This window comes from Xanthobacter sp. DMC47 (genome assembly GCF_056313845.1).
Genome location: NZ_JBQUZM010000009.1, coordinates 35,694 through 59,278, shown reverse-complemented (window position 1 = coordinate 59,278; position 23,585 = coordinate 35,694). Strand labels below are relative to the sequence as shown.

The window sequence follows — 23,585 nt, the reverse complement described above, 5'->3', positions numbered from 1 at the left end:
GACGTGCGACTGTAGATCGTCAGCAACGAGGACTTACGTCATGCACGAGATCACTCAGGAACAGTTCAACGAGACCATCAGCTCCGTTCTGTGCGAAGTGTTCGAGTTCTTCGGCCAGCCATACTATCTTGAGGTCCTCACGAACGAGAAGGACTTCGTCGGACGTGTTGTCGAGCTCCCCGAGGAATACCACAATCTGAGCTGTGTGTTCGAGTACGATCCGTTCGCGTCCGAAGATCGCTATGCGTTCCAGAGCGAGCCGAACGCGAAGACGACGCTCTATGCCTATGACTCGCTCGCCGATGCGCGCCAACACGCCTCGCAGCTCCTTCACGAGAGCCTGAAGCGCTTTAGCATCGTCTGAAGCGCCTTCACGTCCCGACCGACTTCCTAAGCTGACACTGCGACTATGCAGTGTCAGCAACGCACACGAGCGAGTCTCTCCCATGAACTTCAACTGCACGTCCTACAGCTACGACGAGAACACCGACACGATCAGCGCCATCGTTGCTGATGACGCCAACGTGCTCATCTTCAAGATCACCTATCAGCCCTGCGAGAGCATTCACATCAAGCGCGCCGAGAAGTCCGCCTATGTCGAGCCCCACGTACAGTCGAAGATCCTCGACGCCTTCGTGCGCGCGCTCCAGACCGCCTACATGACCCATGTCGATGCGTCCGACAGTCCTGCGGCCCTCAGCGCCGAGCAGATCTCCTTCAGCGTCGACATCTGACCCTCACGCTGCCGAAAGCATCCCTAGCTGACTGTCTCTACACTGAGACAGTCAGCAACGAGGAACAACGTCATGAGCGAGTCTTTGGAATGCTACGAGTGCGTCGAATACACCTATGATGCGCAACGCGAGCGCGCGCATGTGGTGCTGCGTCGCGCGATCGTGACGATAACCCCTCGCGCAGCGTCCACGACTCTCCTTGATGAGCGACACAGCATCGATGTGGATCTGCGCAGCAACATCATCACCTGCACATCCCTCGACCCCTCGCACGCTCTCAACGCAGCGCACGTCGCGCGGGACTTCAAGGAGATGTGGGATGACATTCTGGGGCAGGTCGGAGATCCAGCAGAGCTCGATGCGGAGACCCTCTACATCAGCATCTGATCTGGGGCGCTCCGGCGCCCCTTTCTCGTGCTGAGGGGCTCCCATGGCTCACCGCGGCGCTCCATGGTCCAGAACGGTCTAGGCCGGTCCAGGCTGGCCGCGGCCTCCCGTGGGCTCTCCATGGGGCCGCGCGTCCCATATGAAGATGCCACCCGGTGCCGACCGACTTCCTCGAAGCGCAATGCGACACTCTCAAGTGTCAGCAGAGACGAACGAGGGTTTCAGCCATGAGAGAGCTTGTCGGAAACATCGCCTTCCTCGCGTTGTGCGGGATGATGTTCTTCGCCTATTGCGTCCTGTGCCCGCCTGGGAGCTTCTGATCATGTCGCTGTTCATCGAGACCAATGTCTATCTCTCCGGCGTCGGACTGTCGTGCCCGGTTGGTGTTCGTGCTGTGGTGCGAGACCTGGAGCGGGGCAAGCGGTTCAGCATCGACGCGCCTGCGATCTACACAGGCATCAGCCACGCCTACACCGCCGCCCGTGTCATGCGCCGGTACTTCAAGGCGCACCAGCGGTTCCCCGACGTGCGTCTGCCCTGGAGCGAATGGGGCCGTCTTGCAGGCATCCCGCGCCGGGCCGATCATCACCAGCGCATCCAGAACGCTCCGGCGCGTTCCGTGGTCGCAGCCTGACAGGGGAGGGCAGGGGTGTCCGCTATCTACGCGCTCATCGTTGTGGTCTGCACGGGGTCCTCCGGGGCTCCGTGCAAGGTGCAGGTGGTGGAGACCGGGATGACCAAGGTCGCCTGTGAGCAGGCTCGGTACGCCCGCAGGGACCCAAGGCACAAGTGCGTGGTGCGGGTGGATGGAAATCGTCCTGCCGGGAAATAGGCGAGGGACGGGCCTTGCGGAAAATTTTGGAACGGCATAAGTCCATGGGACCCGCCAAATGCCTCGGACTACCGCGGCATTTGTCTACTTTATTTAGTATTATGTATTAGTAATACTGTATTATGTATGTTGTATACGGTAATATTGAATATCGTATGAAGTATTATGTATACGGTATACGCAATACAACATCGGCTGCATGTGCGAAGGCGGTATTCACGTCGGCTGCGAGTGCGAACAACTCTTTCACATCGGCTGCATGTGCGAAGTGTGCGACGCCCCATAAGTTGTTGCGCTGCCCCAACTTTTTTTCTGGGGTTCAGTCGATTTTGATTGAAGCGAATCACGAATCATGCGACTGTCTAACTGTCAGCAACGACTGACGCTCTACTAACGACAGCAACGCGAGACTTTCACATGACTGACATGAACACTTATCACTCTGCTCTCATCGAAGCGCTTGAGTCGCGCTTGACTTACGAAATCGCGAAGAACGCTGATTCGCTGAACATGCAGAAGACGATTGCTGATCTGCGCAAAGCAATGAGCGTCGTGAGCGTCGCGCAGATGATGCACGCTGCGAACGTCGATGCGACGTTCATCAATCGTGCTGAACGCTCTAACGCGCGTTACAACGTGTACGCTGCAGAGAAAGTCATCAACATCGCGCGCACGCTCGCGAACGTCGCGACGCTCAATCACTACACGCGCGCGATTCTCTTGAGCGCGAGCGCGCTCGAAGCGAATCAGCTGACTCTCTCGCAGAAAGACGCTGTTGCAGCTTGCAGCGTCGCAGTGAAGCTCTCAGACGCGAAGCGCGACAAGCTGCTCGTCAAGTATCAGAAGCACGCGAGCGCGAACACTGCGTCAACGCAAGCGTCGTCGTCGCTCAATGCGCTCAAGACGTTCAACATGATTCGCGAATCGCGCGACGACGCAAACAACGCGATCTTCATGTTGAATGACAGCGCGAAAGCACTGATCGAATCAGTGAATATCTGACAATCAACAGTGAGCGCGCGTGATATACGTCACGCGCGTTTTCTGCGAAGTGCTCTTGCGAATTAGACGCATCCTAAACTGCGCCTCCCATACCGCATCTTGTATACTGCATACCGTATACAAGATTCCGTAATACAGTATACTGTATCTATTATTGCCTATTACCTTAGTATGTCCAAAGAGCCACAGTGCCATCCGAGGGGGATGCCGCCTGTCGCCTCGCGCATCCTGACACATCCTTTCCACCCTGCACAGCAACTCTCCGGCCCGATCAAGTACCGATCAAGTCGGGCACCCGCTGTTCAACAGAGAGGATGATCGCCTCCCGGACCAGGCAGACTTCCCGGAAGACGATCCTTTCCACCCTCAGATCAGATCAGGGCGGGGCTTCTCCATGGTGCCGCCGTTGTTCTCCAGATAGGCGTAGAAGCACGCCTCCAGCAGCTCCTTCATGGTCATCCCGCGCACCAGTGCCTCCAGCTTGAAACGCCGGTGGAAGGCCGGGGCGACCTTGAAATTGAGGTCCGCGAGCGTGGTCGAGTCCGAGGGCTTGGACAGGTTCTCGGGCGCCTGCTCAGGGGCGGGCGGGGGAGCGATCAGACGGGGTTTGCGCGACGGGGGAGGGGGCACGTTGGTCATGCGGCTGCGTCCGTGGCTTTGGTGAGGATCTCGACGACCTCCTGGGCGAGTTCGTCGGCGCGGATGTTCAGGGAGACGAAGGAGGTCTCCGTCAGGGCGCGACCCGAGTTCTGTGCCATCTCGTAGCCGGTGCGCGCGGGAATGTCGGTTTTGGCGACGGCATAGCCGGCCGAGGTGACGAAGCTCTTCGCCTCATCGACGGCGACCTGGCTCTCCGCTGCGCGGTTGATGACGAACAGGATGCGCGAGCGGGGAATGCCCTTGGACAGGAGCTCGTGGGCGAACTTCACCTGGGGCGACAGGTCGTCGAAGGAGGTGGAGCAGGGCACGAGGATCAGATTCGCCTCACGGGCGATCTCCAGCGACGACACGTCCGAGTCGGGGCGGCCGTCGAACACCATCAAGTCGAACTGGTCTTCCTGGCGAATGGCGCTCTTGATCGAGGTGAAGGCCTCCGCGGCGATCTCGGGCTTCACAGCCTGATCCATCCGCATGGCGCACCAGTCGACCGAGGTCTTCTGCTTGGTGTTGAAGTCGGCGATCTTCACCCGCCAATCGGCCTTGGCATAGGTGCGCGCGATCAGACGCGCCAGGGTCGATTTGCCGACTCCACCCTTCTGTGAAAGGCAGGCAATGGTGAGCATAGCGGGCTCGCTGTTTCGCTAAAACCGGAACCCGCTATAGCGCAATTGGGCGATTCTGGGGAGCCCAGATTAGAGGCGTTCCCCAGGCACCAGCTTCCAGCGGCTCATGCCGCGGCCGATCAGACGGTTGTTGCCGTAGTCGTGAAAGACCGGCCGACCCTTGTAGAGCCCCATGTTGTCGAGCTTCACATCGGTCATGACGTTGGGCACCCCGGCCGGCATCTTCTTGAGCGGCTTGGTGCGCGCCTGAACCAGGATCGTGCCGCACGAGGAGATGTGGTGACACGGGGCGAACCACTTGGCGAGCTCGGGATCGTCCTGGAGCTCGCGCCAGGCCGTCCACTCCTGGATGTTGCAGAAGCGGCCGTTGTCCTGTGGCTCGACCTTGAGCACCAGGTCTGGGTTGAGCGTCATGGCGAACACGTCGCGATAGACGCCGCCGCCCAGCTTCTCGCCCAGGAGAAGCTGAAGGGTCTCCAGCGCGACGGAATAGGTGAAGTCCGTGGCCCGGTTGTAGATGGACATCAGGCCTTCTCCTCGATCTCGCGCATGGAGCGACGCATGGCGTCCATCAGCTCTTTCGCCGTGACCGCGCGCGGGGCCGTCAGGGGTTCGGGGAACAGTGTCGAGAGACCGCCGGTGGCGATGTTGCTGGTCATGGTGTCTTCGGTGAGCGACTTGCGGAGCTTGTCCGCCATTCGGCGCTCGACCGCGGCCATGTGGCCATCCAGAAGTGACTTCAACTTGTCCTCTTTGGGTTCAAGCTTGGAGAGCTCGTCGATCAGAATCTGATCGGCGCTCTTGCCGCGGATCACGGGCACGCTGGTCTTGCCGTGCTTGCGGGGCACGGAGACGATGTCCTTGCGCTTCGACTTCTCGTTCAGCGCGGCCAGGATCTTCTCGACGCCGCTGACGGGCCGCATGACAGTCGTGCCCATGGCCATCGTGAAGGAGATCGGCTCTTCCTCCTCGGGCACGCTCTCGCCGATCGGCGCCGGCACGAAGTCCGGCATCATGAAGATCAGCTTGTGCTCAGCCGCGTTGCGGACTTCCACGACATGCCAGGAGTACCGAAACTCGTCGGATACCTTGAGCTCCTGACAGTCAGCGCCCGGCGGAATGAAATAGCGCTCCCACAGCCGCTGAAAGAACGGGGTGCCCGAACCATTTTCAGCGAACAGGTCTCGAACCGTCTGCATGGCTAGATCACAGCTGCGCCGGGCGAGATTGAAGGACACCGCTTCAAGATGGGCCGGGTCGAACGCGCTCGGCATGGCCGGCAGCAGGATCACGCTGCTGCCCCACCTTTCCAGCGTCACGTCCTTGTCGATGTGACCGAGAAAGGTTTCGTTCTGATAGACGGGAAGCATCAGGCGGCATCCTTCCGCCACAGGACGCTCGTGAGCTTGGTCGCAAGGTCGCGCCGGGCCGCGCTCTTGGACATGCCCTTGGCGAGGCCGTCATTGTCGATCCAGAAATCGACCGCGTCGGGATTGAAGGCGTCGAAGTCGTGTCGGGAGACCGGCGCCAGCGGGTTGTTGATGCCGATGACCACGCCGCCCATGCTCTTGATGAAGAGGCCCTGGTCGCGCCGGACGCAGACCGAATAGCTGCGGTCGGTCTTGCACTTGCCGAGGGCGATCCACATGAGAATGTCCGGGCCGAACATCTCCTCCAGCTTCTCGCCGAGGTCGCCGAGGATCTCGCGGTTCTCCCACTCGCGCCCGAGGATCGTGGTCTTGCGCTGCTTGCCGGCCTGGGTCAGCACGTCATCCCAGCTCAGACCGAGCTGGTGAACGGCGAACTCGCGGAGCGCCAGGCCGGAATCGATGATCTCGACCCCGAAGTCCTGCTCCAGGACCAGCTGCGCCTCGGTCTTGCCGGCGGTCGGGTTGCCACACACTGCGATAACGTGGGGAAACGACATCTTCATCTCCGGGGCTTCATTCAATTTTGATTTAATCGATAGACAAACCAAAGCCCTCCGCTCCCGCGGAAGGCTCAGTGAATGACGGAAGGGGTGTCGACCTGCTCGGTGGTTCGTCGCTCGGTGGCGCGCAGCATCCGTTTCAGCCGCGCGACCTCGCTGCGAAGGCGGGCATTCTCCTTCTGGAGCTCGTCATACTCCAGTGCAGACATGCCCCGTTCGTTGAACAGGTGTATAGTGCGAGCATCAGCTTTCATTGCGCTTAATATAGCGCGCATCTATTCCGCTGCTCGCTCAAAGATCGACCAGTCGAACTCTTTTCCGTCTGGAATGATGTTCTCCGCAAACCCTGGCGTCTGCTCGATGATGGCTCGGCGCATCCGATAGTGATCGCGCAGGGTGTAGTTCAGATTGCAGGTGTAGTCGGCGATGAACGCCACATTGGGCGTCGGCGCCTTCTTTGCGCGCAGACCGCGGCCGATCCGCTGACGCAGCGCGATCTCTGCCTTGCCGCCGCCGGCGAGCTGCACCAGGCCGACGGCCGGCACGTCGACGCCCACATCGAGAATGGTTGTGCCGATCAGCACGTTGATGACGCCCCGGGCGAGTGCCTGGAGCGCCTTCTTTCGGCCGGCATTGTCATGCTCGCCGCGAATGAACACCACCTTGAGCCCGGCGTCACGCATGGCGTCACGCAGGATCTTGCCGTGATCGATCTGCGTGACCAGGGTCATCACCGGCAGACCGTGATCGCGCGCCTTCAGCGCATCCGCGATCACCGCGGCGTGCATGTGCTCGTTCTGGACGTAGCCCAGCGTGCGGGCGCGCTGCCACGGCGAGGTCTTGTGCAGCTTCGCGTGCGGCTTGCAGTCGACGAACCGGAAATAGGGCTTCGCCAGGATGCCCCGGTCGATGAGCAGCTTCTCCGACACCTTGATCAGGATCGGGCCGAAGGCGGCCATCAGGCGCATATTGTCCTCGGCGTCCGCCCGCATGAAGGGCGTCGCGGTCAGCGCGAGCCGGTAGTGGGCGTTCTTGCAGTGCCGCAGGATCTCATAATAGGAGTTGCCGCCGGCCTCATGGGCCTCCTCGCCGATCACCAGCTCGAACAGCGACAAAAGCGCGATGGTCTGGGCGCGCAGCTTCGTCTTCGCCTCGACCCGCTGGCGCGCGCGCTCCTTCAGCTCGGCCCGGGTCGCCTGCTCATGGGTCGCCTTCTTCGCATTCTGCTCGATCAGCGCCTGGGTCTCGCGCTCCAGATTGGGCTCCTCCAGGCGCGCGGTCAGGGTCTGCACCATGCCGCAGTTGACGCCCTTCGTGGGCGTCCACTCGCCGTCACCCAGCACACCCACGTTGTAGCCAGCCGCGATGAAGCTGTCCTTCATCTGGTGCATCAGCACCCCGCGCGTGGTCAGGAAGAGGGTAGGGCGCTTGATCCGGGCGACCGCGAGCTTGGCGATCTTCGACTTGCCGCCGCCGGTGGCGATCTGGGCGATGCCGCGGCCATGTCGCAGCAGGGCCTCGACCGTCTTCATCTGGTAGTCGTAGCGCGGGTCGTCGTTGCCGAACTCGTCGACGATCGGGTTCTTCTCGCCCAAGGGCGCCGGCAGAGGCTTGCGCGCGATCTGCGGGCGATAGCCCTTCTTGACCAGCTCAGAATGCACGAGGTGCATGAAGCCGGCCGGGAAGGAATGCGTGTGGACAGAAAAGAAGCTGGAGCGACCATCCCAGCCGCCGCTGGTGTAGCTGAAGGTGTGTTCAGCCCCATCTACTTGATATGACAGGAGATCTGTCACGAACGCCCGGGCGTCGGCGTCGGCATTCACGAGCTTCGCGACAACGGCGTTGGCTGCAATTGTCAAATTCACAAGGCACCTACCTATTGCCATTTGTTCCAGGTGTGTTTAAATCAAAATTGATTTAACACGGAACGCCCTGTGCCGGTAGCCCTTTCTGTCTCCCCGAGCCGCCTTCGGCCCAACCCCTGGAACACGAATTTCGTGTCCCCGGAGAACGAAGAGAAGCTCCTCGCGTCCATGCGGCGCTTCAAGCTCTTCAAGCCGATCATCGTCCGCGAGATCGTCGAGGACGAAGAGACCGTCTACGAGATCCTCGGCGGTGAGCATCGCTGGGAAGGCGCCAAGCACCTCGGTTACACCGAGGTGCCGATCATGAACCTCGGCGTGATCAGCGACACCGAGGCGAAGGAGATCTCCCTCGCCGACAATGCGCGATACGGCGCCGACGACACATCGGCCCTCGCCGCTCTCCTGTCTGAGCTGGGCTCGACCGACGACCTCCAGAGCTTCCTCCCCTTCAGCGACCCCGATCTCAAATCGATCTTCGCAGCGACAGATATAGCGCTCGACGACTTGGACCTTGACGATCCCATCGCCGAGACGGTCGCCACGCCCGAGGAAGAGGCGGAACCCAAGCCGGCGAAGACCCACGTCATCATGCGTTTCAAGGTGACGATCCCCGACGGCGAGAGCGTCGCGGAGGTGATTGCCCGCACCAAGAAGGCGCAGGGCTTCACGTCGGGTGACGATCTCACCAATGCCGGCGACGCCCTGGTTCACCTCCTCCTCGGAGGCGGCTCGTGAGCGACCGGGACGATCGGGGCGAAATCCAGCTGCGCTTTCAAGAGTGCGTCTCCTGTCGCTGGCTTCAGAGCGGGCGCTGCGTGCGCTGCGGGGCCGGCGAGTTCTTCGAGGAGAGCATCGAGGAGCCCAGGGAGCTCGACGACGACGAGCTGATGCAACTCTATTCGGAAATGACCGATGAAGACTGACGCCATGCTGAAGGTCGAGTTCTTCGACCCCGATATCCTCGTTCCCTACGCCGGCAACGCCAAGAAGCACTCCGACGAGCAGGTCGAGAAGCTGGCCAAGCTCATCAAGAAGAACGGCTGGACCCAGCCGATCGTCGTCGACAAGGACAAGGTGATCATCGCCGGCCACGGGCGCCGGCTCGCTGCCAAGAAGCTGGGCCTGAAGAGGGTGCCGGTGGTGGTGCGCGGCGATCTCACCAAGGAAGAGGCGGACGGCCTGCGTCTCGCCGACAACCGGGTCGCCAGCACCGAATACGACACCGCGCTCCTCCAGCAGGAGATGCTCCGGCTCAACGACATCGGCGTCGATCTGGCCGATTTCGCGTTCGACAGCAAGGAGATCGCCGCCCTGACCGTCGATTTCGGCGAGTTCGACGAAAGCGCCTTCGTCGAGGATGTGGGCGAGGCGGTGGACGAGCAGAAGGAAGAGAACGCCAAGAAGCAGGAGGAGGTGGAGGAGACCGCGGCGCCGATCGCCGACGCCTTCGGCTTCAAGCGCATCTCGGTCGCCCAGTCGCGCCGCGTGCGCCGGTTCATGACCTCGATCGAGGACAAGACCGGTCAGAAGGGCATCGACGCGCTCATCGCCCATCTCGACGAACAGGGGCTCTGATGGCGAAGAAGCCCAACGTCATCTCTCTTGCGACCCGCAAGCCATTCCGGCTGCCCAAGAGCGTTCCCGAATTCCGGGATCAGCAGAGCGTCGAGACTCTGAAGGAAGCGGTGCAGCTGGCCGACGCCGGCCGGCTTCAGGCCGCCTTCGTTCTCGGCTGGGACCCGGTCGCCCAGAGTTTCGTGAGCTTCATGGTCAATCCCGACAACGCCGAGATGGGTGTGCCGGGCGCGCGCTTCTCGGTCGCCCTTCATGAGGCGTCCCGTCTCTATCTGGATGTTGGTCAGATCGACGCCATCGATATGGCGATGGTCGGCTGCTCGGCACCGGATGTCATGGAACCCGTGCCGGAGCTGGACTCGTGAAGTACGTCATCGACCGCAAGTTCACCTCGTCCGTCGAGCGCACGCCCCGGGTGCTGGAGATCGCTGAAGGCTTCGGCCTCGGCCTCTCCAACAAGGAGTTCGTGATCTATGACCACCTCGAAGTCGAGGTGAACCAGGGCGACGTGGTCTACATCACGGGCCAGTCCGGCTCCGGCAAATCACTGCTGCTGAAGGATCTGGTCGCCCAGATGCGCGCCGGCGGCCTCAAGGTGGCCGACCTCAACGAGATCGAGCTGCCCGACCGCCCAGTGATCGAGCTTGTCGGCTCCTCCACCACCCAGGCCGCGGATCTGCTCGCCAAGGCGGGAATCTCGGACGCCTGGATCTACATCCGCAAGCCGTCCGAGCTGTCCGACGGGCAGCGCTACCGACTGAAGCTGGCGAAGGTCATGGAGGATGACGCCGACGTGTGGGTCGCCGACGAGTTCGGCGCCATCCTCGATCGCGTCACTGCCCGAGTCGTCGCCTTCAACATGCAGAAGGTCGCCCGCACCCTCGGCAAGACGCTGATGGTCGCGACCACCCACACCGATCTGCGCGATGAGCTCGCGCCGTCTCTCACCATCACCAAGCGCTTCCGCGAGCGCGTGGAACTGGAGGCCGCATGAAGGGCTATTGCGTCATCATGGATATCGACGGAACGCTGGCGAACGCCGAGCACCGTCTGCACCTGCTGCCCAAGGGCGCTCATTCCGGCCCGGATGCCTCCTGGGACGCCTTCTTCGCGGCCGCGCGCTTCGACAAGCCCAACCATGAGATCGTCACGCTCAACAACCAGCTCGCGCGGGACTTCCCCGTGATCATCTGCACCGGGCGGCCTGAGAATGACCGGCGCATGACGATCGAGTGGCTGAGCCGCAACAACATCAAGTTCCACACGCTGATGATGCGGCGCGACGGCGATCGCCGGGACGACACGGTGGTCAAGAAGGAGATGCTCGACGCCATCCGGTTGTTCGATTACGACCCGATGTTCGCCGTCGAGGATCGCAAGCGGGTCGCCCAGATGTGGCGCGACAACGGCGTGCGCTGCCTGCATGTGTGCGAGGGCGACTACTGATGACGCTCTCCCTCACCATCGGCTGGTGGATCGTGCCGGTCCTTGTCACCCTCGTGAGCTATCTCGTGGTCGTTCTGACCACGCGGCCGCAGACCAGTTCCTATGACTGGTACGGCTTCGGCACGCTCTTCGACGGGATCATCATCCTTCTCGGGCTGCTCGCCGCGACCATCGTGTCGCTCGTCGCCTGGCTGATCTGGGCGCTGCTGTGATCAGGAAGACTCTCCGCATTCCCTACAACCTGTTCGTCGCCTTCGACCAGGTGCTGAACGTGCTCCTCCTCGGCGAGCCCCACGAGACCGTCTCGCTGCGGGCCGCGAAGGCGCGCGAGGGCGGGCAGCGTTGGGGCTGCGTCCTGTGTCGCATTCTCGACGCCCTACACAAGCAGCACTGCGCGCGCGTGCTCGAACGACGCAGGAATCTGCGATGAAACCCGCTGAGAGCGTCACCGGCGGGCGTTTCGACCCCGCGACGTATGAAACCCTGTTCGCGCGCGACGAAGCGCCCAGGGCGCGTTTCTCGCTGCTCGGCGAAATGATGGTGGAGCGGGGCACCAAGGACGACTGGAACCTGCTCCACGACCTGCACTACAAGGCCGAGAACCTGCCGACGGGTCCGCGCTTCTGGCGCCTCACGCTGCATGGCGAAACCATCGGCGTGCTCGTCACCGGCAATCCCAAGGGGCTGCTGAAGGAACGGCACATCGCCTTTCCGACGATCAAGCCGGGGGCAGGGGAGACCAAGCTCACCAACACCTATCGCTACATCTGGGTGAACCAGAACCTGCGGGTGATCTCGCGCTTCGTGGTGGACACCATGTATCGCGGCATCGGCTGCGGCTATCGCTTCATGAACCTCGCCTCGCGTCTGGAAGGCAAGACGTTCATGGAGATCCAGTCCTCCATGTCCAAGTTCAACTTCTTCGGGCAGAAGGCCGGCTTCCGGTTCGTGAAGCCGCTCAACTCGAACACCTACGACGCCGGCATCAAGTTCTTCCGGTCGACGTTCGAGGCCAACCCGCAGGACTTCGAGGCCATTCTCACCGAGATCGCCGAGATGAACCCGTCGGCGCGTGACCGGGCGATCGAGGACTGCCGGGCGTTCTATTACCGGCACAGCGCGCTGGAGAAGACCGGCTCGAACCGGGATCGCGGCCGCGACCGGGTCGCCGGCATGGATGAGCGCACCCTGATCCGCTCGCTTCAGCAGATCGTGCTCGCCTCGCCCATGTACGGGGTCTGGAAGAACCCCGACGCCGGCCGGACGCTGCCCGAGCGTCTCCCCCTGACCGCGTTCGACTGGCAGAAGCCGGGTGAGCCGCTGAAGATCCCGGAGCTGCAATGAGCATCGCCTTCACCGACAAGCAGGTCGAGATCGTCAACAAGATCCTGGAAGCGGCGGACGCCGGGGAAGACCTGGCGTTCGAGAAGCTGTGGAAGAGCCTGTCCTACTATCCGGTGACAAAGCAAGCGGTGCATCAGTCGCTGCGCCGGCTCACACGGGCCGGGTACATCCAGACATTCTATGGAAAGAACCGTGTGATGACGTTCCGCCCGACCCTCGACGCCTACAGCAGCTTCCGCAAATAGCCGGAGACATCGTTTGGATTTCCGCAGCCATCTCCAGAGAATTATAATATACTGTATCTAGTATTATATCTTTCTGGAGATGGCTCCGGATTTTCAGCCTCCGGTGGTTTAATCAGGATTGATTTATGTCCAAAGAGTCGCCGACGAAGACGAAGAAGCTGACCGAGGCCCAGTGGGCCGAGATCGTCACGCTTTACGAGCTCGGGGAGCACAGCGCCGCGGATCTCGCGGAACGCTTTGACGTGACCCCGTCGGCGCTCTCCCAGCACTTCAAGAAGAACGGGATCGTCAAGGGTTCGCGTGCCGGCGAGGTCGCCAAGGCCGTCGAGAAGGAAGTGAAGGCAGCGCACGTCGCCGCGGTCGTCACCTTCGAGAGTAAGCGCCGGCAGCGTATCGAGGAGACCCGCGAGAACACCTACCTGTTCCTCGACAACATCAGCAAGAGCACCATGAAGCTGCTGGTGGACGCGGCCAAGGCTTCGCTGTCGCCCAAGAGCGTCTATCCCGACCTGAAGGCGCTGCGCCTGGCTGCGGCCATCATCGAACAGACCCGGATCGGTCGTCTCGACGTGCTCCAGGCCAACCGCGATATCGACGAAGAGTCGCTGCCCAACCTCGTCATCGACGATCTCACCGACGACGACATCAAGGCTCACCACGCCCGGAACGAAGCCGAGAGCGACGACGACATCCTGCCGAGCGAGGAAGACGAAGACGAGATCATCTCGGAAGAGGATGATGAAGAAGCATAGGCTCACGCTCCACGCAAAGCAGCGTGAGGTCTTTGCGGACACGCATCGTTTCCGGGTGGTGGTTGCCGGCCGACGCTGGGGCAAGACCCAGCTGTCCAAGATCACCATGATCCGCATGGCGGCGCGCAAGCCCAAGCAGCTGATCTGGTACGTGGCGCCGACCTATGGCATGGCGCGCTCGATCCTGTGGGACGAGCTCAAGGACGCCATCCCGCGCGAGTGGGTGAAATTCAACGGCATCAACGAGACCCGGATGACGATCCGGCTCGTGAACGGCAGTCGCATCGAGCTGAAGGGCGCCGACAAGCCCGACACGCTCCGCGGCGTCGGCCTGAACCTGGTCGTGATCGACGAGGCGCAGGATATCGTCTCCGACACCTGGTACAAGGTCCTCTACCCGACCCTGTCCTCGACCCTCGGCCGCGCCCTGATCATCGGCACGCCGAAGTCGTTCAACTGGCTCTACGATCTCTACATGCTCGGCGAGCGTGGCGAGACCTACACCGACGCCAAGGGCCGGATGCGGCGCAACAGCTACAAGAGCTGGCAGCTGCCGACCATCACGTCGCCCTTCATCCCGAAGTCGGAAATCGAGGAGGCGCGCCACAACCTCGACGAGAAGTCGTTCCGCCAGGAGTACGAAGCCTCCTTCGAGACGATGGCTGGCCGCGTCTATTACGCCTTCGATCGCAAGAAGCACGTCGGCGACTACAAGTTCAACCCGAAGCTGCCGATCTGGATCGGCCAGGACTTCAATATCGACCCGATGAGCTCGGTGGTGATGCAGCCCCAGCCGAACGGCGAGGTCTGGGTGATCGACGAGATCATCCTGCCCAGCTCCAACACCCAGGAGACCGCCGACGAGGTCGCCCGGCGCTACTATCGCTGGCTGAAGACCATCACCTTCTACCCCGATCCGGCCGGTCAGAACCGCAGCCACGCCCGCGGCGAGTCCGACCTCGACATCCTGCGCGAGGCCGGCTTCAAGCGGATCAAGTTCCGGCGCAAGCACCCGAAGGTCGCCGATCGCGTCAACGCGGTGAACCGGATGCTTCAGACCGCCGACGGCATGGTTCGTCTGAAGATCGACCGCAAGTGTAAGAACGTCATCTCGGCGCTGGAACAGACGATCTACAAGGAAGGCTCGCGCGAGGTCGACAAGAAGGCCGGCGTCGAGCATCCGGCGGACGCTCTCGGCTATGCGATGGAGATCGAATTCCCGGTGCGCGGCATCAAGGTCATGGGTCTGTCTGTCTGACTTGTGGTTAAATCAATTTTGATTTAACATTAGGGCTCTTTGGCTCTCCAGGTTCGGCATGGCTGCGATCAATCAGACGGTTCTGAAGACGTTCCTGAAGCGGCGACATCCCGATTATGCGGATCGTCTGACCCACTGGGACTTTCTTGAGAGCACCTATTACGGCGGCCGCGACTGGTTCAAGGAGAACCTCTTCCGCTACATCAAGGAAGGCCAGAAGGAGTACGAGGATCGTATCGGCCGCGGCTACCGCTTCAATCACACGCGCGAGTCCGTCGACCTCGTTCAGAAGTACATCTTCAAGAGTCCTGTCCGCCGCAACTGGGACGATGCGAACCCGGCGATCAAGGATTTCTGGACCAATACGACGCTGACCGGCCTGGACATCAACCAGTTCATGCAGCTGGTCTCCACCAACAGCTCGATCTTCGGTCGCCCCTGGATCATCGTCGACAGCAATGTGCCCGAGAACGTGGTGTCGGTCGCCGATGCCAAGGAGACCGGGGCGCGTGTCTACGCCTACATCGTCAAGCCGCAGAACGTCCTCGACATCGGCTTCGACGACAAGGGCGGGCTCAACTGGATTCTCGTGCGCGAGACCAAGCGCGACGACGCCGACCCGATCAAGGCGACCGGCGAGGTGCGCGAGCGCTTCCGTCTGTGGGAAAAGGACCGCTGGCGCCTGTTCGAGTACGAGAACAAGCCCAAGAGCGGCTCTGAGGACCCGAACGTCGTCCTGGTCGAAGAGGGCATTGTCTCGATCGGCGAGGTGCCGGCGTTCCCGGCCGATCACGTCATCGGCGATCACCGCTACAGCTCGCCCGGCCTGATCGAGGACATCGCCTATCTCGATCGCGCCTCGGCCAACTATCTGTCGAACCTCGACGCCATCATCCAGGATCAGACCTTCTCGCAGCTCGCCATGCCGGCCCAGGGTATCCCCTCGGGTGAGGACGCCGCCGACAAGCTGATGGAGATGGGGACGAAGCGCGTCTTCACCTATGACGGCGAGGGCGGCGGCAAGCCCGAATTCCTGTCGCCTGATCCAAAGCAGGCTGGCGTAATCCTCTCCGTGATCAACAAGATCATCGGCGAGATCTACAACACGATCGGCGCCAGTGCCGATCGCACCCAGACCGACAACGCCGTCGGGCAGGACAATTCCTCCGGCGTCGCCAAGGCCTACAATTTCGACCGGCTGAACTCGCTGCTGACCTCGAAGGCCGCGGCGCTGGAGAACGTCGAGAACCGCCTCGTGCGGCTAGTCTGCCTCTACAACTCCATCAAGGAGCCGGAAGAGGAGATCGTCTCCTATCCCGACACATTCGATGTCCGCTCTCTGTTCGACGAGTTCACGCTGGCCGAGCGCCTGTCGCTGATCGACGCGCCCGAGGGCGTGCGCCGCGAGCAGATGAAGCAGGTCATCGAGAAGCTCTTCCCGCAGATCGACAGCAAGGTGAAGTCGGCTCTGATCTCGGAGCTGAATTCCTGGCCGAAGGACCCTGTCGAGCAGGCGGCCCGGCTCTCTGCCGCAACCGGCAAATTCTCCAATCCGAGCAGCACCCGTCAACCCAAGAACCCGAGCGATGCCAATCGTCAGGGGCAGGTGACGGACGCCACTCAGAAGAAGACCTCGGTCGCATGACCAAGGCAACCCCCATGGGTCAAGCGATCGACCCGAAGCATGACCGAGAGAATGGTCAAGGAGTGAACATGAAGTTCGAGGATTTCCGTCTCGATTCTACCCCGCGTATCGGTTCCGGCATCGGCTGGCTGCTCGCGTCCCAGGTGGGGCCGCGCATCTATCTGGCGCCCGAAGATGGCACCGGTGGTGGTGCGGGCGCTGGTGATGGTGGCGACGACAAGGGCACCGGTGGCGACGACAAGGGCGCTGGTGCTGGCGACGGCGACGACAAGGGCACCGGTGGTGACGGCGGTGCGGGTGATGATGCCGGCAAGGACGGCAAGCAGAACCTGTCCGACGACGCGGCGAAGATCCTCAAGGATCTGATGAAGGTCAAGGACAAGAACAAGTCCCTGTCGGCGGACATCGCCGCCAAGGATGAGGTGCTGAAGAAGTTCGAGGGCATCGACCCCGAGAAGGCACGCAAGGCCCTGAAGGATGCCGAGGACGCCGAGCGAACGGCGGCCGAAAAGGCTGGGGACTTCGACCGTGTCAAGGCCATGATGGTCGAGGCGCACAAGAAGGATCTTGAGACGCTCAATGCGCGCGTTCAGGAGCTGGAAGCGGCGCTCACGACCAAGAACAAGGTCGTCGATGAACTCACCGTCGGCAACGCCTTCGCGAATTCCGCCTTCATCAACGAAAAGCTGGTGCTGTCGCCGTCCAAGACGCGGCAGATCTACGGTGGCCACTTCGACATCGAGGACGGCAAGCTTGTCGCCTTCGACAAGCCGGCGGGCGCCAAGGATCGCACCAAGCTGGTCGACGGGGCAGGGGAGACCCTGAGCTTCGAGGCTGCGCTTCAGAAGCTTGTCGAGATCGACCCGGATCGTGAACGCATCGTTCGCTCCAGTATGAAGCCGGGAGCCGGCTCCACCACGAGCAATGACAGCAAGAAGGACACCAAGCAGCAGCCCCTGCGTGGCGTCGACAAGATCAGCGCTGCACTGCTCGCGGCAAAGACGGCTTCCAAGTAACGACAAAATACGTCCATCGGGCGTATTTTTTCACTTGGCGAAACCTTACCGCCTGACTTATACTAGTGGTTAAGTCGAAATTGATTAAACCCGTGCTCGCTGCATGGGTTTAGTCAAAATTGATTGATCGTCAGTCGGTGTTCCCGGAGTTTGAAACCATGCCTCTCCTGCGTGTTGAGTCCGAAAAGCTCTCGCAGAACCAGCTCGTGCAGGGTGTGATCGAAGAGATCATCGACCGTGACGACCTGTTCGCCCTCTTTCCGTTCATTGGCGTGAACGGCAAGAGCTACGACTACGTTCGCGAGAAGACCATTTCCGAGGCCGAGTTCCTCGATCCCTACGACGCCGTGCCCGAGGGTGGCGCGACCTTCGACGAGGTCTCGACCAAGCTGAAGATCCTCGCCGGTGACGTGGATCTGGACAAGTTCCTTCTGGCGACCCAGTCCGACACGAACCCGCAGCTCGCGATCCAGCTGGCCTCCAAGGCCAAGGGTCTCGGCCGCAAGTTCCGCCGGACCCTGGTCAACGGCGACTCTTCGGTGAATGCCAAGGAGTTCGACGGCCTCACCAAGCTGACCCCGTCCGCTCAGACCCTCATCGCCGGCGCCAACGGCGCGGCTGTGTCCTTCTCCATGCTCGACGAGCTGAAGGACATGGTGAAGAACGGCGCCGACTGTCTGATGATGCGTCAGGGCACCTGGCGTGCAATCCGCGGTCTCCTGCGCGCCTTCGGCGGCAACGACGCGACCATGATCCAGATCGAGAACTTCGGCAAGCCGATCCCGGCTTACGACGGTCTCCCGGTGATCGTGAACGACTTCATGCCGGCCAACGAGGTCCAGGGCTCCGCGAGCAACACCTGCTCCATCTTCGCCCTGCGTCTCAACGAGACCGACGGTTTCCACGGCATCTATGGCGGCCCCAACGGCGGCATGGCGGTCGAGGAGATCGGCACCATTCAGAACAAGGACGCTGTCCGGCACCGCGTGAAGTGGTACTGCGGCACGGCCCTGAAGGCCACCCACGCGGTGGCCCGCCTGAAGGGTGTGACCAACATCTGATTTGCAGTTAAATCAAAATTGATTTAACATCGATCGGGCGGGGGCAACCTCGCCCGTTTCGTTTGAGGGACCATGCACACAATCGAGATCTACGGCACGCGCAGCTGCAATTTCTGCTACCGCGCCAAGCGCCTGTGCGAGATGCGCGGCTACAAGTACGAGTATTTCGACATCTCCGACAACCCGGACCTGCGCGCCGAGTTCGTCACGCGCACCAACGGCGCCCAGACCGTCCCTCAGATCTTCGTCGGCATTACCCGGATCGGTGGCTTCAACGAGCTGGCCGAGGCCGAGCGCACCGGCGCCCTGCAACAGCTCATCGGAGGTGAATGATGTATCGGCTGAAGATCACCCAGCCGGGGTTTGAAGGCTATACCGGCGCACTCGGCCCGGTCGATTTCGACAATGGCATCTCGGTCGAGCCGGTGCCCGTCATCACGGCGGATCGTCTCGCGGCGACCATGATGATCGTGACCATCGACGACGAGGGCAACGAGGTCAGCCAGGCCGGCGTCGCCGCGCGCATGGTCGGCGGCGTCACCATTCGTGCCGATGTGGTCGAGGCGCTCGGCAAGGCCAGCGAAGACGACCTGATCGAGGATCGCCGTCGTCTCGCGGAGAGTCAGGCGCGCCCGCCCGTCTCCAAGCTCTACACCGTCGCGGAGCTGAAGGCGGTCGCCGACGACAAGGGCATCAACGGCCTGCGCGAGATCGCCAAGCCGTGGGGCGTGAAGGAGCGGTCCATTCCCAAGCTGATCCAGGAGATCCTGGTGGCGCAGGACGAGTTCCAGAAGCGCGTGAAGGCCGCCGAGGCCAAGGCTGAAGTCGACGAGGGCAAGCTCGCCGAGGACACCAAGCCCATCGAGTTCGCCTACATCGACCCGGCGACCGGCGGTGAGCTGACCGTGACCGCGCCGCCGCCGGCCCCGACCCAGGCGCAGGACGTGGAGCAGGAGGTCGCGCCCGAGGGCGAAGACCAGAAGTCCGGCGATGACGAGCCCGACGGCGAGACGCCCGACGACGAGAAGCCCGCGGAGGAGCCTGAAGAGAAGCAGGGCGCCGCGGATGACAAGGAGGCGGGTGAGACCGACTCCAAGGACCAGTCCGGCTCCCAGGGCGAGGACTGACCGATGAACGTGTATCCGGCCGGTCTTGCCGCCAATGTGGTCTTCGAGCTCGTGGATCTGAACGGCGCGCCCGTGACACCCACGGCTCTATCGTATCGCGTCGAGGACGATGCGGGCGGTGAGATCGTGCCGGATACCGTGATCGCCGTTCCGACGAGCGGCCCGCTCACCATTTCCGTGCCGGCGCCGGCCAACACGCTCGTGCCCGGCAAGACCGATGGCCTACGCACCGTCGTTCTCTCCGTCACGGTCGCAGAGGGCACCTTCGAGGTGTCCGAGAGCTATCTGCTGCGCGGCCGCACCCGGCTCGTCGTGCTGGAGAATTCCTTCCAGACGTATGAGCAGGCGATCCTTCTGAGTTCCCGGATGCCCGGTATGACCGGCTGGAACGCCGCCGGTGTGAATGATCGCACGGTCGCGCTGATGGAGGCCTTCACCCGTCTCACGCGCTTCCAGTACCGGATCAAGCGCTACGACGAGTGGGAGAACGAGCAGGACTATCTCCTTCCCCGTGAGGAGGAGATCATCACGCCCCTGCGCTGGAGCACGCTCACCCTCGGGGAGTGGGGCTCGACCCTGTTTGGTCGCTTCCGCACTGCGATCAGCCGCGCCCAGATCGCCGAGGCGGCCGACATTCTCAGCTACGACCCCGTCAACGAGAAGCGCCGGCAAGGCATCCTGTCCGAGACCGTTGGCGAAAGCTCGATGATGTTCCGGTCCGGCAAGCCGATCGAGGCCGGCATCTGCAAGTCGTCGCTCAATGAGCTGCGCGGCTTCCTCTACACCCGCGTGATGACGACCCGCGTATGAAGCCTGTCCACTCCATGTCCGCGTCGGCCGACGCCGCGGCCGCCCGCTACGGCGACTTCGTCGAGAGTCTGCGGGCGATCTTCCAGCGCGCCATCATGAGCCCCAAGCTGGGCACGCCGCGCCATTTCGCCCAGGTGGACGGGGAGGGCTACGAAGTGGCTCGCCTGTTCATTAGTAACGAGGAAGCCATCATCTCCCAGGAGATCGATCGGCTTGCCGGCCTCGCGACCAGCAATCTCTACGCTCAGATGGGCGTCCCCACCCCGGCCGATGTCACCGACGAGCAATTCACCTACCTTCAGGACGTGAAGGATGGCCTGCTCCGTGAGATCGTCATCCAGGTCGAGCGCGATATCCTGTTTCTGCACAACTCGCTCCGGCGCGCCTACATCCAGGCTTCGCTCACGGCGCGCGGCAACAACGTCCCGCTTCAGCTTGCGATCATGCAGGCTCAGACGACGAACGCCAGCGAGCTGCACTTCTTTTTCCATGATCGCATGAACCGCAAGTGGCCCAGCCGCAAGTTCGTCCGCGCCGTCTGGCGTCAGGCGCTTCTGGCTGCCTACAACGAGATCACCATGATGATCCTGGTCGATCACGGCATGACGACCGCCCGGATCAGCCACATCGATCCCGGCGCGTCCAGCAACGGCGTGATCCTGTCGCTGGTGCCTCATGGCGAGCTGCAGTCCTACGTGGACATGCGCGACCAGATCTTCCACCCGAACTCCGATGCCATTCTCGAAGGAGCCCTCTGATGTTCCTTCCCAACAACCGCGGCATGATGCGCTGGCCCACGGGCTACGACATCAACGGCAACACCGTCTACAGCGCACCGGTGATGACCCCCTGCGCCGTCGTCAAGCTGCTCACCACGTCCGAGAAGACCAACGTGCGAACCGACAGCTCCGGCTCCGGCTCCAGCGCTGAAGAGACCATCGAGAAGTCGAAGATTCTCTTCCCGGTCAACGTCGCACCCGAGCAGAACTGCCTCTTCGAGATCGCCGGCATCGTCCTGCGGATCACCGGGTCCCATCGGCGCTACTCGGTCACGGGCACGTTCGACCATTTCGAGTGCGATCTCATGCGGCACGGGGAGGTTTGATCGTGGGAATGAAGATCACCGGGCTGAACGAAGTCGTCGCGGGGCTGCGCAACGCTGCTCAGCGCGTCTCCCAGGGCGCACAGCGTGTCGTCTACGGGGAGGCTGACGAGATCGTCCGGGAAGCCCAGCTGAACGCCCCGGTCGACAAGCACAATCTGGAACGCGCGATCACCCGCGACAACGGCCGGCTTTCCGGCTTCCGGTTCGTCATCACCATCTCCGTCGGCGGCATGGTCGGCAACGTGGACGTGACCCGCTACGCGCTGTTTATCCATGAGAACTACAGCTCGCTTCGGCCCGGCCCGGGCACGATCCAGAAGCGGGCGGCCAACCCCGGGCGCTACATCGGCGAGAAGTTCCTGGAACGCGCGCTGAACGCGCGCCGCGGCCGCGTCATTCGGGTGGTCGGAGAGTTCGTCGACCGGGAGTGGCGCCTGTGAACCTCAATCTCTTCGCCCATATGCTTCAGGACGCCGGTGCCGGCGAGATCGGCCAGAGCATCTTCGTCCATCACATGCCGGCGACCGTGCGCTCGGGTCTTCTGGTCAAGGCTCCCGTCGAGGGCTCGGTCTTCAACGCCGAGCTGCCGGGCTACATCTGTGGCAAGTTCCAGGTCATCTCGCGCGCTCCGACGTATGCCGATGCTGAGATCCTGATCAAGAAAGCCCTCGATGCGCTGCACACGCAGCAGATCCAGTCCTTCGATCCGCCGCAGCACGGATTTCGCCAGATCAACCAGATCATTCCGAAACACTATCCGTGGACCTATCCACGCAGTGACAGCTCGGACATCGAGTGTTCAGTAAATTTTGACTGCTCTGCGGTCATCGAGTAAAATAACGTCTGAATGTTCAATAACGCCTAACACTATGCCTGTCCTGCGGAGTCGAAAGAATGGCCTCGGATACCAAGAATGTGAAGCTCGGTGTTTGCACCGTGACCTACGGCGGCGTCGATCTCGGCTACACCAAGGGCGGTGTGGACGTGGAAGTGGCGACCGAAACCCATGAGGTGATGGTCGATCAGTTCGGCAAGTCCCCGATCAACGAGTACATCATGGGCCGCTCCTGCACCGTGAAGGTGCCGCTCGCGGAGACCACCCTGGAGAACCTCGTCAAGATCATGCCGGGCGCGACCCTCGTGACCGACTCCGTCGACACGACCAAGAAGAAGGTCGTGGTCGAGAACGGCATCGGCATCTCGCTGCTCGACCTCGCCAAGGAGCTCATCCTTCACCCCGTCGCCAACGCGCCGACCAACAAGGCGGACGACTTCGTCATTCCGCTGGCCGGCACCGGCGGCAATCTCCAGTACGCCTACAAGCTGGAGGAGGAGCGCATCTTCAACGTGACGTTCAAGGCCTACCCGGACCCCGACGACAAGACCCTCTTTGTCGCGGGCGACAAGTCCGTCACTGCCGCTTGATCTTGAGCGCACGTTAAGTCAAAATTGACTGAAGCCCTATTGTGGGGCTTCAGTCCAACTTTGGGTTCTTTCAAGCATGACCGACACCACTCAGACCTATCTCGATCTCGACGCCCTCGTTCCCGCGCAGGTGGGGGTGAAGATCGACGGCGTGACTCACGTCATTCAGCAGGTCTCCGTCGAGATCTTCATCGAGAATGTGAAGCTGATCCAGGCCGTGGGCGAGACGCTCACCCCGGATGCCGAGGTCGAGCTGATCGTGAAGCTGGTCAGCAAGTCTCTGCCAACCCTCGGCGAGGCTGGTCTGCGCAAGCTGACGCTGCCCCAGCTGCGCAAGCTGATGGAATACGTGCGCAAGCACAACGGTGAGGGCGACCAGCCGGCGTCCGAGGAGGGCGCCGAGGAAAACCCTCAGACGGCGCAGTAACGGCGATCTCCTTCGGCTTTCTCTTCGCGAAAGTCATGAGGGAATACGGGATGACCCACGACAAGGTGCTCGCGATGCCGATCTCCTTGTTCTGGTTTCTCTACGGTCAGATTGACCGTATGCGCGCTGAAGACGATCTGCGTCGTCTCAATGTCGCTGCGGCCAGTCAATCGCCAGACGCTGCAACGAGCCTGTCCGGCAGTTTCCGGGCCGAGCTCAAGAAGGTGGTGAAGATCGATCCGGTCAAGGTCGTCATGGCTGAGCGTCTGGATCGAGCAGGGTTTGAAATGCTGAGGAACATGGGAGGCTAAACCCC

37 protein-coding genes are annotated in these 23,585 nt (G+C 61.9%); 30 read left to right on the top strand and 7 right to left on the bottom strand.

Going from position 1 to position 23,585, the window contains the following annotated elements; genetic code table 11:
* Nucleotides 1-40: 40 nt before the first annotated feature.
* From ACT54R_RS24905 to ACT54R_RS24885, 5 genes are all read left to right on the top strand, one after another.
* Complete coding sequence (locus ACT54R_RS24905) at nt 41-364, top strand: hypothetical protein (protein ID WP_476331615.1); 324 nt, start codon at nt 41-43, stop codon at nt 362-364.
* Nucleotides 365-446: 82 nt separating this feature from the next.
* Entirely contained in the window at nt 447-734 is a 288-nt protein-coding gene (locus ACT54R_RS24900; RefSeq protein ID WP_476331612.1) for a hypothetical protein, read from the top strand.
* Between the two features lie 72 nt (nt 735-806).
* Nucleotides 807-1,121, top strand: coding sequence for a hypothetical protein (locus ACT54R_RS24895; RefSeq protein WP_476331609.1), 315 nt, complete (start codon nt 807-809; stop codon nt 1,119-1,121).
* Nucleotides 1,122-1,443: 322 nt separating this feature from the next.
* Complete coding sequence (locus ACT54R_RS24890) at nt 1,444-1,755, top strand: hypothetical protein (protein ID WP_476331606.1); 312 nt, start codon at nt 1,444-1,446, stop codon at nt 1,753-1,755.
* Nucleotides 1,756-2,370: 615 nt separating this feature from the next.
* A complete protein-coding gene (locus tag ACT54R_RS24885) occupies nt 2,371-2,955 on the top strand; it encodes a hypothetical protein (RefSeq protein ID WP_476331603.1) in 585 nt (194 codons plus the stop codon).
* Between the two features lie 366 nt (nt 2,956-3,321).
* Here the strand turns inward: ACT54R_RS24885 and ACT54R_RS24880 are convergent, their stop codons facing one another.
* The 7 genes from ACT54R_RS24880 to ACT54R_RS24850 form a co-directional block, all read right to left on the bottom strand.
* Complete coding sequence (locus tag ACT54R_RS24880; protein ID WP_476331600.1) at nt 3,322-3,594, bottom strand: hypothetical protein; 273 nt, start codon at nt 3,592-3,594, stop codon at nt 3,322-3,324.
* The gene (locus ACT54R_RS24875) at nt 3,591-4,238 is read right to left on the bottom strand and encodes a nucleotide-binding protein (RefSeq protein WP_476331597.1); all 648 of its coding nucleotides are present in this window, start codon (nt 4,236-4,238) and stop codon (nt 3,591-3,593) included. The genes ACT54R_RS24880 and ACT54R_RS24875 overlap by 4 nt, the downstream gene beginning before the upstream one ends.
* Nucleotides 4,239-4,307: 69 nt before the next feature.
* On the bottom strand, nt 4,308-4,763 hold the full coding sequence (locus ACT54R_RS24870; RefSeq protein WP_476331594.1) for a hypothetical protein: 456 nt from the start codon (nt 4,761-4,763) through the stop codon (nt 4,308-4,310).
* Nucleotides 4,763-5,608 (bottom strand): hypothetical protein, encoded by an 846-nt coding sequence (locus tag ACT54R_RS24865; protein ID WP_476331591.1) that lies wholly within the window; start codon nt 5,606-5,608, stop codon nt 4,763-4,765. Before ACT54R_RS24865 ends, ACT54R_RS24870 begins: the two co-directional genes overlap by 1 nt.
* Nucleotides 5,608-6,165: a hypothetical protein gene (locus ACT54R_RS24860; protein WP_476331588.1), complete on the bottom strand. Its 558-nt coding sequence runs from the start codon at nt 6,163-6,165 to the stop codon at nt 5,608-5,610. The genes ACT54R_RS24865 and ACT54R_RS24860 overlap by 1 nt, the downstream gene beginning before the upstream one ends.
* 74 nt (nt 6,166-6,239) lie before the next feature.
* Complete coding sequence (locus tag ACT54R_RS24855) at nt 6,240-6,377, bottom strand: hypothetical protein (RefSeq protein ID WP_476331585.1); 138 nt, start codon at nt 6,375-6,377, stop codon at nt 6,240-6,242.
* Between the two features lie 66 nt (nt 6,378-6,443).
* Nucleotides 6,444-8,027, bottom strand: a complete 1,584-nt coding sequence (locus tag ACT54R_RS24850) for a DEAD/DEAH box helicase (RefSeq protein WP_476331582.1) — start codon at nt 8,025-8,027, stop codon at nt 6,444-6,446.
* Between the two features lie 75 nt (nt 8,028-8,102).
* Here ACT54R_RS24850 and ACT54R_RS24845 point away from each other — a divergent pair, with 75 nt between their 5' ends.
* The 25 genes from ACT54R_RS24845 (at nt 8,103) to ACT54R_RS24725 (ending at nt 23,580) form a co-directional block, all read left to right on the top strand.
* Nucleotides 8,103-8,768 (top strand): ParB/RepB/Spo0J family partition protein, encoded by a 666-nt coding sequence (locus ACT54R_RS24845; protein ID WP_476331579.1) that lies wholly within the window; start codon nt 8,103-8,105, stop codon nt 8,766-8,768.
* Complete coding sequence (locus tag ACT54R_RS24840) at nt 8,765-8,956, top strand: hypothetical protein (protein WP_476331576.1); 192 nt, start codon at nt 8,765-8,767, stop codon at nt 8,954-8,956. Before ACT54R_RS24845 ends, ACT54R_RS24840 begins: the two co-directional genes overlap by 4 nt.
* Nucleotides 8,946-9,608, top strand: coding sequence for a ParB/Srx family N-terminal domain-containing protein (locus tag ACT54R_RS24835; protein WP_476331573.1), 663 nt, complete (start codon nt 8,946-8,948; stop codon nt 9,606-9,608). Before ACT54R_RS24840 ends, ACT54R_RS24835 begins: the two co-directional genes overlap by 11 nt.
* Nucleotides 9,608-9,973: a hypothetical protein gene (locus ACT54R_RS24830; RefSeq protein ID WP_476331570.1), complete on the top strand. Its 366-nt coding sequence runs from the start codon at nt 9,608-9,610 to the stop codon at nt 9,971-9,973. The genes ACT54R_RS24835 and ACT54R_RS24830 overlap by 1 nt, the downstream gene beginning before the upstream one ends.
* Nucleotides 9,970-10,602, top strand: a complete 633-nt coding sequence (locus ACT54R_RS24825; RefSeq protein ID WP_476331567.1) for an ATP-binding cassette domain-containing protein — start codon at nt 9,970-9,972, stop codon at nt 10,600-10,602. Before ACT54R_RS24830 ends, ACT54R_RS24825 begins: the two co-directional genes overlap by 4 nt.
* Entirely contained in the window at nt 10,599-11,054 is a 456-nt protein-coding gene (locus ACT54R_RS24820; protein WP_476331564.1) for a phosphatase domain-containing protein, read from the top strand. The genes ACT54R_RS24825 and ACT54R_RS24820 overlap by 4 nt, the downstream gene beginning before the upstream one ends.
* Nucleotides 11,054-11,266 carry a hypothetical protein gene (locus ACT54R_RS24815; RefSeq protein WP_476331561.1) on the top strand — a complete coding sequence of 71 codons (213 nt, stop codon included), beginning with the start codon at nt 11,054-11,056 and terminating at the stop codon, nt 11,264-11,266. The genes ACT54R_RS24820 and ACT54R_RS24815 overlap by 1 nt, the downstream gene beginning before the upstream one ends.
* Nucleotides 11,263-11,484, top strand: coding sequence for a hypothetical protein (locus ACT54R_RS24810; RefSeq protein ID WP_476331558.1), 222 nt, complete (start codon nt 11,263-11,265; stop codon nt 11,482-11,484). Before ACT54R_RS24815 ends, ACT54R_RS24810 begins: the two co-directional genes overlap by 4 nt.
* The gene (locus ACT54R_RS24805) at nt 11,481-12,398 is read left to right on the top strand and encodes a hypothetical protein (RefSeq protein WP_476331556.1); all 918 of its coding nucleotides are present in this window, start codon (nt 11,481-11,483) and stop codon (nt 12,396-12,398) included. The genes ACT54R_RS24810 and ACT54R_RS24805 overlap by 4 nt, the downstream gene beginning before the upstream one ends.
* On the top strand, nt 12,395-12,643 hold the full coding sequence (locus tag ACT54R_RS24800; RefSeq protein WP_476331553.1) for a hypothetical protein: 249 nt from the start codon (nt 12,395-12,397) through the stop codon (nt 12,641-12,643). The genes ACT54R_RS24805 and ACT54R_RS24800 overlap by 4 nt, the downstream gene beginning before the upstream one ends.
* A gap of 125 nt (nt 12,644-12,768) precedes the next feature.
* Entirely contained in the window at nt 12,769-13,395 is a 627-nt protein-coding gene (locus tag ACT54R_RS24795) for a helix-turn-helix domain-containing protein (protein WP_476331550.1), read from the top strand.
* The gene (locus ACT54R_RS24790; RefSeq protein ID WP_476331547.1) at nt 13,382-14,653 is read left to right on the top strand and encodes a phage terminase large subunit; all 1,272 of its coding nucleotides are present in this window, start codon (nt 13,382-13,384) and stop codon (nt 14,651-14,653) included. Before ACT54R_RS24795 ends, ACT54R_RS24790 begins: the two co-directional genes overlap by 14 nt.
* Nucleotides 14,654-14,711: 58 nt before the next feature.
* Nucleotides 14,712-16,298 (top strand): hypothetical protein, encoded by a 1,587-nt coding sequence (locus ACT54R_RS24785; RefSeq protein WP_476331544.1) that lies wholly within the window; start codon nt 14,712-14,714, stop codon nt 16,296-16,298.
* 68 nt (nt 16,299-16,366) lie between these two features.
* Nucleotides 16,367-17,314 (top strand): DUF6651 domain-containing protein, encoded by a 948-nt coding sequence (locus tag ACT54R_RS24780; RefSeq protein WP_476331541.1) that lies wholly within the window; start codon nt 16,367-16,369, stop codon nt 17,312-17,314.
* A gap of 158 nt (nt 17,315-17,472) precedes the next feature.
* Complete coding sequence (locus ACT54R_RS24775) at nt 17,473-18,375, top strand: major capsid protein (RefSeq protein ID WP_476331538.1); 903 nt, start codon at nt 17,473-17,475, stop codon at nt 18,373-18,375.
* Between the two features lie 72 nt (nt 18,376-18,447).
* Complete coding sequence (locus ACT54R_RS24770) at nt 18,448-18,708, top strand: glutaredoxin domain-containing protein (RefSeq protein WP_476331535.1); 261 nt, start codon at nt 18,448-18,450, stop codon at nt 18,706-18,708.
* A complete protein-coding gene (locus ACT54R_RS24765; protein WP_476331532.1) occupies nt 18,708-19,502 on the top strand; it encodes a hypothetical protein in 795 nt (264 codons plus the stop codon). Before ACT54R_RS24770 ends, ACT54R_RS24765 begins: the two co-directional genes overlap by 1 nt.
* A 3-nt stretch (nt 19,503-19,505) precedes the next feature.
* The gene (locus ACT54R_RS24760; RefSeq protein ID WP_476331529.1) at nt 19,506-20,312 is read left to right on the top strand and encodes a hypothetical protein; all 807 of its coding nucleotides are present in this window, start codon (nt 19,506-19,508) and stop codon (nt 20,310-20,312) included.
* Nucleotides 20,309-21,070 carry a hypothetical protein gene (locus ACT54R_RS24755; protein ID WP_476331526.1) on the top strand — a complete coding sequence of 254 codons (762 nt, stop codon included), beginning with the start codon at nt 20,309-20,311 and terminating at the stop codon, nt 21,068-21,070. Before ACT54R_RS24760 ends, ACT54R_RS24755 begins: the two co-directional genes overlap by 4 nt.
* A complete protein-coding gene (locus ACT54R_RS24750) occupies nt 21,070-21,417 on the top strand; it encodes a hypothetical protein (RefSeq protein ID WP_476331524.1) in 348 nt (115 codons plus the stop codon). The genes ACT54R_RS24755 and ACT54R_RS24750 overlap by 1 nt, the downstream gene beginning before the upstream one ends.
* 2 nt (nt 21,418-21,419) lie before the next feature.
* Complete coding sequence (locus ACT54R_RS24745) at nt 21,420-21,857, top strand: hypothetical protein (RefSeq protein WP_476331521.1); 438 nt, start codon at nt 21,420-21,422, stop codon at nt 21,855-21,857.
* Complete coding sequence (locus ACT54R_RS24740) at nt 21,854-22,252, top strand: minor capsid protein (RefSeq protein WP_476331518.1); 399 nt, start codon at nt 21,854-21,856, stop codon at nt 22,250-22,252. The genes ACT54R_RS24745 and ACT54R_RS24740 overlap by 4 nt, the downstream gene beginning before the upstream one ends.
* Before the next feature lie 59 nt (nt 22,253-22,311).
* Nucleotides 22,312-22,842: a hypothetical protein gene (locus ACT54R_RS24735; RefSeq protein WP_476331515.1), complete on the top strand. Its 531-nt coding sequence runs from the start codon at nt 22,312-22,314 to the stop codon at nt 22,840-22,842.
* A gap of 76 nt (nt 22,843-22,918) precedes the next feature.
* On the top strand, nt 22,919-23,269 hold the full coding sequence (locus ACT54R_RS24730) for a hypothetical protein (RefSeq protein ID WP_476331512.1): 351 nt from the start codon (nt 22,919-22,921) through the stop codon (nt 23,267-23,269).
* Between the two features lie 50 nt (nt 23,270-23,319).
* Nucleotides 23,320-23,580: a hypothetical protein gene (locus tag ACT54R_RS24725; RefSeq protein ID WP_476331509.1), complete on the top strand. Its 261-nt coding sequence runs from the start codon at nt 23,320-23,322 to the stop codon at nt 23,578-23,580.
* The last annotated feature ends 5 nt before the right edge of the window (nt 23,581-23,585 follow it).